Origin of the sequence: Streptomyces sp. NPDC088746, from assembly GCF_044751065.1 — a bacterium.
GTDB lineage: Bacteria > Actinomycetota > Actinomycetes > Streptomycetales > Streptomycetaceae > Streptomyces.
Map to the genome: position 1 here is coordinate 574348 of NZ_JBIVLA010000003.1, position 12955 is coordinate 587302.

Genomic DNA, 12955 nt, shown 5'->3' on the forward strand with positions numbered 1-12955 from the left:
TCGCGGTCGCCCGCGGTGCGAGGGGTGCGTGCACGCCGACCGCGCGCCTCATCGGCGCCCGTGGTGGTGCGTGGTTCAGTGCCGGCCCGCGGCGAGCGTCAGGGTCTGGCGCAGGGTGTTGTAGGCGGGCTTGGGCACGTAGTTCTCGTCGAAGATGTTGGCCGCGCCCTCGCCGGGGAAGGTGTCCGGGACCCAGGAGTAGGTGTCGGAGAAGCCCCACACGGTGAAGTCGTTGCAGCCCGGTGTGAGGAGGCAGCCGCGCAGCAGGACGGCGTAGCCCTCGGCCTGGGCCTCGAGCTCCGTGCTGTCGGCCGGCATGGGGATCCGGACGTCGGCCTCGGTGATCGCGGTCTCGAGGCCGAGGCGGTCGAAGCGCAGCATGTTGTCGGCGATGTCGTGGGGTGCGCCGTACTGGACTCCGAGGTGGCCCTGGATACCCACTCCGTGGACGGGCACGTGCTGCTCACGCAGCTCGGTGACCAGCTCGTAGAGGGCCGTGCTCTTCGCGTTGACGCCCTCGATGTTGTAGTCGTTGATGAACAGGCGGGCCTTGGGGTCCGCGCGGTGGGCCCAGCGGAAGGCGTCCGCGATGTAGCCGGGGCCGAGCTTCCGCAGCCAGATGCTGTCCCTCAGCGTGCCGTCGTCGTTGAAGGCCTCGTTGACGACGTCCCACTGCCAGATCTCGCCCTTGAAGTGCGTGACCTGGTCGGTGATGTGCCGGCGCAGGATCTCCCGGAGTTCGGCGGCGGTGAAGTCGCCCTCGTTCAGCCACGCGGGCAGCTGGTTGTGCCAGACCAGGGTGTGGCCGCGGACCAGTTGTCCGTTCTTCTTCGCGAAGTCGACGAGCTCGTCGGCGGCGGCCCAGTCGTGCGTCCCCCGCTGCGGCTCGACAGCCTCCCACTTCATGACGTTCTCCGCGGTGACGGAGGAGAACTCCCCCGCGGCCTTGGCCCGGTAGGGCGCGTCCTCGGCCAGGGCGGAGGTGTCGACCGCCGTCCCGATGCGCAGTCCGGCCTTCCTGCCGAGGTCGCCGAGGCTCCGCGGGGCGGCGCTGTGGCCCTTCCCGCCGTGCCGTCCGGAGTCGTTGCCGGCGGCGGAGGCGCTGGAGAGGGTGAACGCGGAGACCAGGAGGACGGCGGCCGCGGAGCCGACCGCGACCGAACGAGTTGCCTTGAGCATGACAGGTGCCTTTCCGTGGTGGCACGGGGACGCGAGCCTGCGCCCGGGCGCGCCGAGGTGGCCTTCGAAAGTTTCGGCGCCGCCCCGCGTACCCCGGAGGGGGTGCGCGGGGCGGGTACGCGGGGGCCGAGGCCCCCGTACGTCACACCGGGGCGATCAGCGGGTCGACCGACGTGGCGCACACCATGCGCCGGCGGTGATCGACGGTCCGCTCAGGGCCGGTGAGACGCAGCCGTACGGTGTGCTTGACGCCGGCCAGGTCACTGGAGGTGGCGAAGCGCAGCTCCAGGTCACCGGGCTCGACGATCCGGCGCCCGTCGGCCCCGGTGAAGGAGACCAGGTCCGGATGGAATCGGAAGCTGACCTTCCGGGACTCCCCCGGGGCGAGCTCGACCCGGGCGTACCCGATGAGCCGCGCCTCGGGGCGCGTGGTCTGGGCGACCGGGTCGTGGACGTAGAGCTGGACCACTTCGGCCCCGTCCCGGTCTCCGGTGTTGCGGACGGTGACCGCGAGGTCGGTCTCGCCGTCGGTGGGAAGGTCGGCCGGCACGTCGGCGCCGGCCTCCCAGGCGAACGAGGTGTACGAGAGTCCGTGACCGAAGGGATAGAGGGGGGTCGGATCCAGGTTGCTGACCCCGTTGGCCCGGCCGAGAGGCGGCTGCAGATACGTCCACGGCTGCCCGCCGGCACCGTTGGGCACGCCCACGGGCAGGCGCCCGGAGGGGTTGACCCGCCCCGAGAGCACCCCCGCGAGCGCCGGGCCGCCCTCCTCACCGGGAAAGAACGCCTGCACGCAGCCGGCCAGCCGGTCCGCACGCCCGCCGAGCGCGTACGTCCGTCCCGTCAGCAGGACGAGGACGACCGGGGTGCCGGTCGCGAGCAGCGCGTCGAGGAGCCGGCCCTGGAGACCGGGCAGTGAAAGATCGGCCGCGTCGCAGCCCTCGCCGGACGTGCCGCGGCCGAACAGCCCGGCCCGGTCGCCGAGCACGGCCACGCAGACGTCGGCCCCGGCCGCCAGAGCGGTGGCCTCCTCGATCCGGGAGGCGTCCGTGCCGTCCACGTCACAGCCCTGCGCGTAGTCGATGCCCGCACCGGGGAACTCCTCACGGAGCGCCTCCAGCACGGTCGGCACGTCGATGCCCATGGCTGCCTCGGGGTGCTGCACCCCGACGTGGCTGGGGAAGGAGTAGCAGCCGAGCATCGCCAGCGGGTCGTCGGCGCGGGGCCCCACGACCGCGATCCGCCCGGTGCCGCTCAGCGGGAGCGCGGCCTCGGGGTTGGCCAGCAGGACACAGGAACGCTCGGCGAGCAGCCGGGCCAGGGCCCTGTTCCGCGGCGGGTCGAGGTCCACCGTGCCGCGTGCCTGCTCCGGATCCACCCCGTTGAGCACGGCGGGCAGGACCTTCCGGTCCGGATCGAGCAGGCCGAGCTCGCACTTCTGCAGCAGGACCCTGCGCAGGGCACGGTCCACCAGTTCCTCCGCCACGGCTCCGTCGCGTACGGCGGCGACCAGGGCGTCACCGTAGCTGCGCACGGTGGGCAGCTCCACGTCGACGCCCGCGGTGAGGGCCAGGCGCGCGGCGTCGCCGCGGTCCGCGGCCACCTTGTGCAGGGTCTCGAGGAAGCCGATGCCGAAGTAGTCGGCGACGACGGTGCCGGTGAACCCCCAGGTGTCGCGGAGGAGTCCGGTGAGCAGCGACGCGTCGGCCGCCACGGGTACGCCGTCGATCTCGGCGTACGACAGCATCACCGAGCGGGCACCGCCGTCACGGATCGCCATCTCGAACGGAGGCAGGATCACGTCGGCCATCTCCCGGGCACCGGCCCGGACCGGGGAGAGGTTGCGGGCGCCGGCCGACGCCGAGTAGCCCGCGAAGTGCTTGAGCGTGGCGACGACCCCGGAGGACTCCAGGCCCCGCACGTAGGCCGTACCGATGGTCGCGACGAGGTACGGGTCCTCGCCGATCGTCTCCTCCACGCGGCCCCAGCGCAGGTCCCGCACCACGTCCAGGACCGGGGCGAGGCCCTGGTGGACACCGACCGACCGCATGTCGCTGCCGATGCGGTGGCCCATCTCGGCGACCAGCTCCGGGTCCCAGGCGGCGCCCCAGGCGAGCGGGACCGGATAGGCGGTGGCACCCCAGGCGGTGAACCCGGCCAGGCACTCCTCGTGGGCGAGGGCGGGGATCCCGAATCTGCCCGCCGCGGAGATCCTGGCCTGCGCCGTGGCCAGCGAGACCGCGCCGACGCCAGGGTCGACCGGCGCGGTGCCGAACGGCCGGGTGAGCTGACCGAGTCCACGCGTGGTGATGTCCTCGAAGTCGACCGGGTCGACCATGTCGTTCTGGTGCGGTGCGACTCCGTCGCCCTCCGCGTCGGCGCCCACCCAGATTCCGTAGAGCTGGGCGGCCTTCTCCTCGATCGTCATACGGGCCGTGAGGTCGGCCACCCGCTCCTCGGGGCTGAACGACGGGTCGCTCCACGGGCCGTCGGCGGTGGTGGGCGGGTCGGCCCGGCGGGTGTGCGGGGCGGGGTGGATTGCCATGGCGGCAGGGGTTCCTCTCATGAGTGCGGTGGTTCCGGAGCGGCGTCGGTGTGCTATTTGCCGCCCACCCCCATCAGTCCGCTGATCAGCGCCCGCCTCGCCACGAGGTACACGGCGAAGATGGGGATGACGGAGAGGATGATCGCCGCCAGCACCGCGGGGATGTTCACGCCGAACTGGCTCATGAAGTTGAACAGTCCGAGCGTCAGCACGCGTTGTTCCTCCGACTGCGTCAGGATCAGCGGGAAGAGGAAGCCGTTCCACGCCTGCAGGGCGGAGAAGATCGCCACCGTGCTGATCCCGGCCTTGGACAACGGCACCGCCAGCTGCCAGAGCATGCGAACGGGCGAGGCACCGTCGAGGGCCATCGCCTCGTACATCTCCTCCGAGACGTCGCGCATCGTGCCGCTCAGCACGAGGACCGCGACGGGCATCGCGAAGGCGGCGGTGGGCAGGATGATCGCCCACAGGGTGTCGTACAGCCCCATCTTGCCGATCATCAGGTACAGGGGCACGATCACCGCCTGCGCCGGGATCGCCACACCGAGCAGGAACGTCCGGAAGGCGAGCGACGAGAGCCGGCTGCGGGTGCGCACCGCCACGTACGCCACCGGGACGGAGAGCACCAGCACGATGGCGACCGTGGCAACGGCGACGATCGCGGTGTTGCCGATCAGCGAGAGGAACCCGCTGTCGAGCACGAAGTCGTAGTTGTCCAGCGTCGGATCCGAGGGGATGGCCAGCGGGTCGCCGTTCAGCGCCTCGTCCTGCCGCATCAGCGACGCGGAGACCAGCGTGTAGAGCGGAACCAGGACGATGACGAGCCAGATCAGCGAGCCGATGCCGGCCACGGGGTTGCCCAGGGACCTGCGCCGGCGGACCGGGCGGCCGCGACGCGGCGGGGTGGGTGTCGTGCGCTGCCGCGGCGAAGCGGGGCGGGTGTCGATCGACATCTCGTCACATACCTTCCCGGGTTGACCGCATGGTCCCGAAGCCACTGAGGCGGACCATGATCAGCGAGATGCTGGTGGCCACGACGACGAGAGCCGTGGCGATGGCCGCCGCGTAGCCGAGGTCGTACGTCTGGAAGCCGGTCCGGTACATCAGGTAGGGCAGGATCGTCGTGTCCGTGCCGGGGCCGCCCTTGGTCATGATGAGCACGGTGTCGAAGTACGTCAGCGAGCCGACGATCATCAGGATCGAGGAGGTCGTCATCGTGTGGCGCAGTTGCGGCAGGGTGATGTGGAAGAACTGCCTCAGCATGCCGGCGCCGTCGATGGAGGCGGCCTGGTAGAGGACCTCCGGGATCTGCCGGGCGCCGCCCTGGTAGATCAGCGTGTGGAAGGGCATGAACTGCCAGCCGCCGACGAACGCCACCACGAGCAGCGCACCGGTGGACGATCCCATGACGTTGGGGTCGACGCCGAGCCAGGGCCCGATCGTCTGGATCACACCGAAGTTGGGGTCCAGCAGCGCACGGAAGAGTATCGCGATGGCGGTGGTGGAGAGCAGGAGCGGGATGAAGAAGATCGCGGACAGGAAGGCACGGCTGCGCTGGCGGCCCGCGGCCCACACGCCCAGCAGCAGGGCCACCGGAGTCTGGAAGACCCAGCTGATCGTGGTGAGCAGGAGGCTCAGCCAGGCGGCCTGGCCGAACTCGGAGTCGTTGAACAGCCGGGTCCAGTTGTCCAGCCCCGTGAAGGTCGGGGAGTCGAGCCCGTCCCACTCGGTGAAGGAGAGATAGACGGCGATCGCCAGAGGGACGATCGCGAAGACGGCGAAGAAGAGTATGCCGGGGACGGCCCAGGCGACCGGCGGGCGGCCGACGTTGCCGACGGCCGCCTTCCCGTCTCCGTGGCTCTTCGCGACCGGAGTGTGGTGGGACATCGTTATTTCGCGGCCTTCATCGCTTCGACGAACTGCTCGGGGGTCGTCTTGCCGGCGAACAGCTTGCTGATCTCCGTGAGCAGTGGCGTGGCGTACTGGGATTCGAGCGCCTGGTCCCACGAGAGGGTGAAGCTCGGGGCCTTCTGCACCATTTCGTACTGGTCGGTGGCGAACTCCGGGTTGGGTGAACCGCTGAGCATCGAGGCCGCGTTGGACGTGGTGGGTACGTCACCGTTGTCGACGAGTGCCTGCGCGTAGGTCTTCGACGCCATCGCCTTCAGGAACGCGATGGCGGTGTCCTTGTGCTCGGTCCGGGCGTTGACCGACCAGTAGTTGGTGGGGTTGCCCACCACGTTCGCGGGGTCCCCCACACCGCCGGCGACGGTCGGGAAGGCCGTCCAGCCGAGGTCCTTCTTGGCGAACTCGGGGGCCTTGCCCAGCTGCGTCGAGTACTCCCACGAACCCATGAGGTGCATGGCGGCCTTGCCCTTGCTGAGCAGCGTCGGCGCCGCTCCGCTGCCGTAGTCCACGGAGTTGAAGTTCTTGCCGAAGGCGCCCTGGTCGATGAGCTCCTTGACGGTCTGCGCCGTCTTGAGCACCGCGGGGTCGCCCCAGCCTTGGGTGTCGCCGTCCTGGATCCTCTTGAAGACCTCGGGGCCGGCGATCCGGTCCAGCAGGTACTCCATCCACATCAGCTCGGGCCACTTCTCCGAGCCGCCGAGCGCGAAGGGGATGATCCCGGCGGCCTTGAAGGTCTTGATCGCCGCCTGGAGGTCGTCCCAGGTCTTCGGCGGCTCGATCTTGTGCTCGGCGAAGAGGGTCTTGTTGTAGAAGAGCATCACGGGCTGCATGCCGCGCATGGGCACCCCGTAGACCTTCCCTTCGAGCCCGCCGGCCGTCATGATCGACGGAATGAAGCCGTCCTTGAGCGTGGCGTCGTTCTTGACCGTCGAGGTCAGATCGACCAGCTCCTCGGAGTCGACGTACGGCTTGATGGACCCGCCGCCCCAGTTGAAGAAGACGTCGGGGGCGCTGGGCGAACCCATGGCGCTGCGCAGCTTGTTCACGTAGTCGGCGCCGGGGACCGGAACCAGCTTCACCTTGACCTTGGAGGTCTTGTTGAACGTGTCGACCGCCGCCTGCTGGACCTTGACCGCGTCGTCCCCGTAGACGTAAGCGGTGATGGTCCCGCTGTCGCTCCCGCCGCCCCCGGAGCCGCAGCCTGCCAGCACACCGGCCATGACCATCGCCGCGCCCGCCGCGGCCCATCTCGTCGTACGTGTGCCCTGAGTGAATATCCCCGACCGCATGACCGCACCCTCTGTCGAATGTTTCGGCGTGGCTTTCGAATGTTGCCGGAACCGTACGGTCGTGTTTCGGGCACGTCAAGAGGGCAGGAGCAAGGATTTACCAACCTTGCCCGGACGCCTGTACAGAGCCGTGAGGGAGCTACGATTCGTGCATGAGCCCTGCAAAGGTCCAGCCCCAACAGGAGAAGGCGCCCGTCGACGAGCCGTCGGAGAGCACCGCCACGCTGGCAGAGATCGCCCGAGCGGCCGGAGTTTCGGCTCCGACAGTTTCGAAAGTGCTGAACGGCCGCGCTGATGTCGCCCCGGGTACGCGTACGAAGGTGGAGGAGCTGTTGCTGCGGCACGGCTACCGCCGCAGGCGTGGCGCCTCCCAGCAGTCCCAGCTCATCGACCTGGTCTTCCACGAGCTGGACAGCGCCTGGGCGATGGAGGTCGTCCGGGGCGTCGAGAACGTCGCGAGGGAGGAGGGCCTGAGCCTGGTCCTCTCGGAGAGCGCGGGCCGGCTCACCCCGGGCCAGACATGGGTGGACGGCGTGCTGGCGCGCCGGCCGGCAGGGGTGATCCTGGTGCTCTCGGACCTGGACGCTGCGCAGCGTGCCCAGCTGACGAGCCGCTCCATCCCGTTCGTCGTCGTCGATCCGGCGGGCGACCCGGGGGACGACATCCCGTCGGTCGGGGCGGCCAACTGGCAGGGCGGGCTTGCCGCGACCCGCCATCTGACGGGGCTGGGCCACCGGCGGATCGGCGTCATCGGTGGACCGGCCCGCATGATGTGCAGCCGCGCCCGGATCGACGGCTACCGCGCCGCCCTGGAGACCTCGGGCGTCCCGATGGACCCCGAGCTGGTCCGGGAGGGCGAGTTCAACCACGAGGGCGGCTATACGGCGGCCCTGGAGCTGCTGCGCCTGCCGGAACCGCCCACGGCCATCTTCGCCGGGGACGACCTGCAGGCACTCGGTGTCTACGAGGCCGCGCGCGAGCTGGGACTGCGGATCCCGGAGGACCTCAGTGTGGTCGGCTTCGACGACCTGCCGCTCACCCGCTGGATCGGCCCGCCCCTCACCACGGTGCGCCAGCCGCTCATAGAGATGGCCGAGACCGCCGCCCGGCTGGTCCTCGACCTGGGCCGGGGCAGGCAGCCTGCGACCACCCGGGTCGACCTGGCGACGAGCCTGGTGGTGCGCAGCAGCACGGCCCCGCCTGCACGCTGAGCGATGGCCGTGACTTCGCGGACCGGGCGACGAGGAGGCCGTAAGCCACCGGTGAGGCTCGGGCCGGCCGGTGGCTGTGCGCGTCCACGGCCGCTGTGACCTGGGTGGGTGCCGTCGTTGCGGGCCGTTGTCAGTGGCGGGGTGCAGACTGACCCGTATCCGGCACAACGGCGTCTCGGGAGGTCTTGTCATGACCGATGTACTGCTCACCGTAGGCACCCGCAAAGGGCTCTTCCTCGGCCGCAGGCGCGGCGGGACATGGGAGTTCGGCGATCCGCACTTCAACGCCCAGGCGATCTACTCGATCGCGATCGACACCCGCGGGAAGGCGCCCCGGCTGCTGGTCGGCGGCGACAGCGCGCACTGGGGCCCTTCCGTCTTCCACTCCGACGACCTGGGTGCCACCTGGGTGGAGCCGAAGCAGCCTGCCGTGAAGTTCCCGCAGTTCACCGACGCGTCGCTGGAGCGGGTCTGGCAGCTGCACCCCGCAGGCCCCGAGGCCCCCGACGTCGTCTACGCGGGGACCGAGCCGGCCGCGCTGTTCCGGTCGGACGACCGGGGCGAGTCCTTCGAACTGGTACGCCCGCTCTGGGAGCACCCGACCCGGTCCCAGTGGGTCCCGGGCGGGGGCGGCGAGGGCCTCCACACCATCCTGACCGACCCGAGGGACGCCCGGGCGGTGACCGTCGCCGTGTCCACCGCGGGCGTGTTCCGTACCGAGGACGGCGGTGAGCGCTGGGCTCCCTCCAACAAGGGAGTCTCCGCCGTCTTCCTGCCGGACCCCGATCCCGAGTTCGGCCAGTGCGTGCACAAGGTCACCCGGGACGCGGCCGATCCCGACCGGCTCTACCTCCAGAACCACTGGGGCGTGTTCCGCAGCGACGACGGCGGGAAGCGCTGGAACGACATCGGCTCCGGCCTGCCCTCGGACTTCGGTTTCGCCGCCGCCGCGCACCCTCACCGTCCGGACACGTTCTACGTCTTCCCGATCAACGCCGACGCCGACCGTGTCCCCGCCGGCCACCGCTGCCGGGTGTACCGCACGCGGGACGCGGGCGAGACGTGGGAGCCGCTGACCCGCGGCCTTCCGGACGGCGATCACTACGGGACGGTGCTGCGCGACGCGCTCTGCACGGACGACGCAGACCCGGCCGGCGTCTACTTCGGCAATCGCAACGGGGAGGTGTACGCGAGCGCGGACGACGGCGACAGCTGGCAGCAGCTCGTCTCGCATCTGCCGGACGTGCTGTGCGTGCGGGCAGCCGTGATCGGCTGACCGGCCGCCGTGTCACCGCCCGCCGGATCATTCCTCGGTCGGCACGCAGAGCACCGGAACGGTCGACAGGTGCAGGAGCTTGTGCGGGGTGGAGCCGAGCAGCGCACCCCGCAGCGGGCTCTCGCCCCAGCTGCCCACCACGATGACTCTCGCTCCGTGGCGCGAGGCGGCTTCGATCAGCGCCTGTGCCGGACTCAGGTCGATGACCTCGACCGTGGTCGGCACGTCGGCCTCCTCGGCCGAGGCGACGGCGCGCTCCAGCCCGGTGCGCCCGGCCTGGCGGATGGCCTCGTAGTGGGCGCGGTACTCCTCGCCGGTAGGACCGGGCGGCGCCGCCCCGTAGACCAGGACCAGCCGCTCGCCGAACGCGGAGGCCACCTCGATCGCCGCCTTCAGGGCACGCGCGGCACCCGGCGACTCGTCGTATCCGAGGACCACGGACATCTCAGGGCTCCTTGCCGTGTACGAGGTCTGGGTCCACCACACCTCGGCGTTCGGCCCAGAAGGCCGGCGACCGGAATCGCAGCACCACCATGAGCACCACACCGGCGAGGCTGATGCAGATGCCGATGACGAGAGGGGGACCGAGCCCGAACCAGGAGGTCCCGCTGTAGGAGTTCGCCGGGTCGGACATGTCCATGACCGACCTGACGAGCAGCCAGGTGAGCAGCCCGGCTCCGACCAGCGGACCGAGGCCGACGAGGAAGAAGTTGCGCACGCTCTCCGTCAGATGGCGGCGGTAGTAGACGGTGCACGCCACCCCGGTGAGCGCGTAGTAGAAGGCGATGAGCAGGGACAGTGCGGTCAGGGAGTCGAAGAGTGCGTTCTCGCTGATCTGGCTGACGACGAGATACCAGGCGATGGCGATGGCGGCCACCCACCACGTGCTCACGTCGGGGGTCCGGAACCGTGGGCTGATACGGGCGAAGTGAGCGGGAAGCGCGTGGCGGCGGGCCATGGACAGTGCGGTGCGCGACGCCGGGATGATGGTGGTCTGGGTCGAGGCGAGCGCGGACGTCGCGACCGCGAGCAGCACGATCCAGTCCCAGCCCCCCATGACCTCGCCGGCGAGCAGGGCGAAGACGAACTCCTCCTCCCCCGCGTTCTCCGACAGATAGGCCGTTCCGGCGAACGCGACGACGGCGAAGCCGACGGACAGGTAGGTGACCAGAAGGATGACCGTCGACCACACCCCGGCCTTTCCCGGCGCACTCGCGGAGTCCTCGACCTCCTCGGTGAGGTTCACGGCCGATTCCCAGCCCCAGTAGATGAAGACGCCCAGCAGCAGCCCGCTCGTGAGGGCCGCGCCGCCCGCCCCGAAGGGGTTGAGCCACTCGGCCGAGGGTCTGACCGAGTCGAAGGACGTCGTGCCCGCGTAGACCCGGTAGAGCGCGACGATCACGAACACCAGGAGGAAAGCCACCTGAGCCAGGATCAGGACGTTCTGCACCTTGGCCGACAGCTCGGTCCCGATGACGCACAGCCCGGTCATCACGATGATCAGGAGCACGGTGAGCAGCTGGCGGACGAAGGTGTTCTCGGCCCAGCTGTCGAGTCCGACGGCGAGGAGCCCGAAGCTGACGGCGATGTCCGCCAGTGACCCGACCACGAGCACACCGGTCATCGCGATCGCCCAGCCGCCGAGCCAGCCGGTCCACGGGCCCAGGGCGCGCGTCACCCAGGAGAACGTCGTCCCGCAGTCCTGGTCGGCCTTGTTCAGGTAGTAGAAGGCCGAGGCGATGAGCAGCATCGGCACGAAGGACGCGAAGAGCGCGCCTGGTGCGTAGATGCCGACGAGCGCGACGATCGGGCCGATGACGGCCGCCACCGAATAGGCAGGGGACGTGGCGTTCAGTCCGATGACCAGCGCGTCGACGAAGCCGATCGCGTTCGGCTTCAAGGTTGCCGGTGGGGCGGATCCGGCAGGGTCCTTCGCCATGTTCCCTCGCTCGGGTCACAGGCCTGAAGAGAAGGCGGAATATTTCTTCCACATGCTATGGACGTACTTCCGGGTGCGCATGTCCGGCGGGCCGGCATCGCGGCTGTCACTGCTCGCGCATGCCCCACGGGGCGCCGTACTCCGTCAGCAGGTCGAGGAACGGCCTCGGCGGCATGGCCTCCGGCCCCAGCACTCCGCTGCCGCCCCAGACACCGCTCGCGACGAGTTCGAGCGCGGCGACGGGGTTGATCGCCGTCTGCCAGACCACGGCCTGGGAGCCGTATTCGCGCATCGACCACTGGTTGTCGACCACGTGGTAGAGGTAGACCTCCCGGGGCCGCCCGTCCTTGCTCCCCTTCACCCAGGTGCCCGCGCACGTCTTCCCGTGCATCCGCTCGCCGAGTCCTGCCGGGTCGGGCAGGCAGGCGGCCACCACGTCACGCGGCGAGACGTCTGCGTTCCCTGCACCGCTCTTCACCGACACGGGGTCCGTACGGTCGAGGCCCAGCTTGTGCAGCGTGCGCAGCACCCCGATGAACTCGTCACCCAGGCCGTACTTGAAGGTGACGCGCCGGACCTTCAGCCACCGCGGGACGAGCAGTACCTCCTCGTGTTCGACGTTGACGCACTCGACGGGCCCGATGCCGTCGGGGAAGTCGAAGACCTCCGGCTCGCTGAAGGGGGCGGTGGTGAACCAGCCGCGCCCCTCCTCGTAGACGACCGGTGGGTTCAGACACTCCTCGATGGTGGTCCAGATACTGAAGGACGGGGCGAAGTCGTAGCCCTCCACCGTCAGGTCGGCGCCGTCCCTGATCCCGATCTCCTCGATCTCGTCGAACAGTTCGTCGGAGGCGTACCGGGCGAACACGTCGGAGAGCCCGGGCTCCACGCCCATCCCGACCAGCGCAAGCCGCCCGGTGGCCTCCCACTCAGCCGCCCGGTCGAACTGCGCGTCCCCGAGCTTGACGCCGCACTCCTCGTACGGACGGGACGGGTGCGGCCGGGAAAGGGACATGGCCATGTCCATGTAGTGCGCGCCATGGGCGAGAGCAGCCTCGAACAAGGGCATGACGAAGCGCGGGTCGGTGGCGTTGAGCAGGACGTCGCAGCGGTGTCCGGCGAGAGCGGCTCGCACGGCTGACCGGTCGGACGCGTCCAGCCGGACCGCGTCGAAACGGTCCCCGCGCTCCCCGAGGGCTGCGACGGCGCTCTCGGCCCGGCCGATGTCGTAGTCGGCGACCGTCATGTGCTCGAAGAAGGGCCGCCGGGCCGCGATCCTTGTGATCGCCGTGCCCACGCCACCCGCGCCGACCAGGAGGACACGCATCGGACACCACTCCTCTGCCGCTTCTGCCGCGGCAACGGCTCCAGCCGGGCCGGCCGGTCCGGTGGAGTGGGGACGCTAACAGCCGGGGCGCCCGGCGGCGGGCAGCCGTCCGGGCGGTGTCCCGCGTCCGGGCTATCCGTCCCCGGGCCCCCACCCGGACGGGCGCCCGGCGGCGAGGAGCGAGCTCCCGGCTCGTCGGGACACCGCCCCCGGACACCGCTGTCAGCGGAGTGTCCACCCCTGGGGGCGGAAGGATGACGAAGGGTGACGGTGAAGCAGGA

General features: G+C 70.3%; 10 protein-coding genes. 2 read left to right on the forward strand and 8 right to left on the reverse strand.

What is annotated here, in order from left to right:
• Nucleotides 1–75: 75 nt before the first annotated feature.
• The 5 genes from ACIP63_RS17045 to ACIP63_RS17065 all read right to left on the reverse strand — a co-directional run bounded on the left by ACIP63_RS17045 (nt 76) and on the right by ACIP63_RS17065 (nt 6858).
• Nucleotides 76–1179: an endo-1,4-beta-xylanase gene (locus ACIP63_RS17045; protein ID WP_401516343.1), complete on the reverse strand. Its 1104-nt coding sequence runs from the start codon at nt 1177–1179 to the stop codon at nt 76–78.
• 142 nt (nt 1180–1321) lie between these two features.
• Nucleotides 1322–3724 (reverse strand): glycoside hydrolase family 3 N-terminal domain-containing protein, encoded by a 2403-nt coding sequence (locus ACIP63_RS17050; protein ID WP_401516345.1) that lies wholly within the window; start codon nt 3722–3724, stop codon nt 1322–1324.
• Nucleotides 3725–3777: 53 nt separating this feature from the next.
• The gene (locus ACIP63_RS17055) at nt 3778–4677 is read right to left on the reverse strand and encodes a carbohydrate ABC transporter permease (protein ID WP_401516347.1); all 900 of its coding nucleotides are present in this window, start codon (nt 4675–4677) and stop codon (nt 3778–3780) included.
• A 4-nt stretch (nt 4678–4681) separates the two neighbouring features.
• Nucleotides 4682–5611, reverse strand: a complete 930-nt coding sequence (locus ACIP63_RS17060; RefSeq protein WP_401516349.1) for a carbohydrate ABC transporter permease — start codon at nt 5609–5611, stop codon at nt 4682–4684.
• Nucleotides 5612–5613: 2 nt separating this feature from the next.
• The gene (locus ACIP63_RS17065; protein WP_401516920.1) at nt 5614–6858 is read right to left on the reverse strand and encodes an extracellular solute-binding protein; all 1245 of its coding nucleotides are present in this window, start codon (nt 6856–6858) and stop codon (nt 5614–5616) included.
• Between the two features lie 215 nt (nt 6859–7073).
• Here ACIP63_RS17065 and ACIP63_RS17070 point away from each other — a divergent pair, with 215 nt between their 5' ends.
• Together ACIP63_RS17070 and ACIP63_RS17075 are read left to right on the forward strand one after the other, a co-directional pair.
• Nucleotides 7074–8132, forward strand: coding sequence for a LacI family DNA-binding transcriptional regulator (locus ACIP63_RS17070; protein ID WP_401516351.1), 1059 nt, complete (start codon nt 7074–7076; stop codon nt 8130–8132).
• 190 nt (nt 8133–8322) lie between these two features.
• A complete protein-coding gene (locus ACIP63_RS17075) occupies nt 8323–9408 on the forward strand; it encodes a WD40/YVTN/BNR-like repeat-containing protein (protein ID WP_401516353.1) in 1086 nt (361 codons plus the stop codon).
• A gap of 27 nt (nt 9409–9435) precedes the next feature.
• Here the strand turns inward: ACIP63_RS17075 and ACIP63_RS17080 are convergent, their stop codons facing one another.
• The 3 genes from ACIP63_RS17080 to ACIP63_RS17090 all read right to left on the reverse strand — a co-directional run bounded on the left by ACIP63_RS17080 (nt 9436) and on the right by ACIP63_RS17090 (nt 12674).
• Nucleotides 9436–9852 (reverse strand): universal stress protein, encoded by a 417-nt coding sequence (locus ACIP63_RS17080; RefSeq protein ID WP_401516354.1) that lies wholly within the window; start codon nt 9850–9852, stop codon nt 9436–9438.
• Nucleotide 9853: 1 nt separating this feature from the next.
• Nucleotides 9854–11347, reverse strand: coding sequence for an APC family permease (locus tag ACIP63_RS17085; protein WP_401516356.1), 1494 nt, complete (start codon nt 11345–11347; stop codon nt 9854–9856).
• A 106-nt stretch (nt 11348–11453) separates the two neighbouring features.
• Nucleotides 11454–12674, reverse strand: a complete 1221-nt coding sequence (locus ACIP63_RS17090; protein ID WP_401516357.1) for a saccharopine dehydrogenase family protein — start codon at nt 12672–12674, stop codon at nt 11454–11456.
• Nucleotides 12675–12955: the final 281 nt, after the last annotated feature.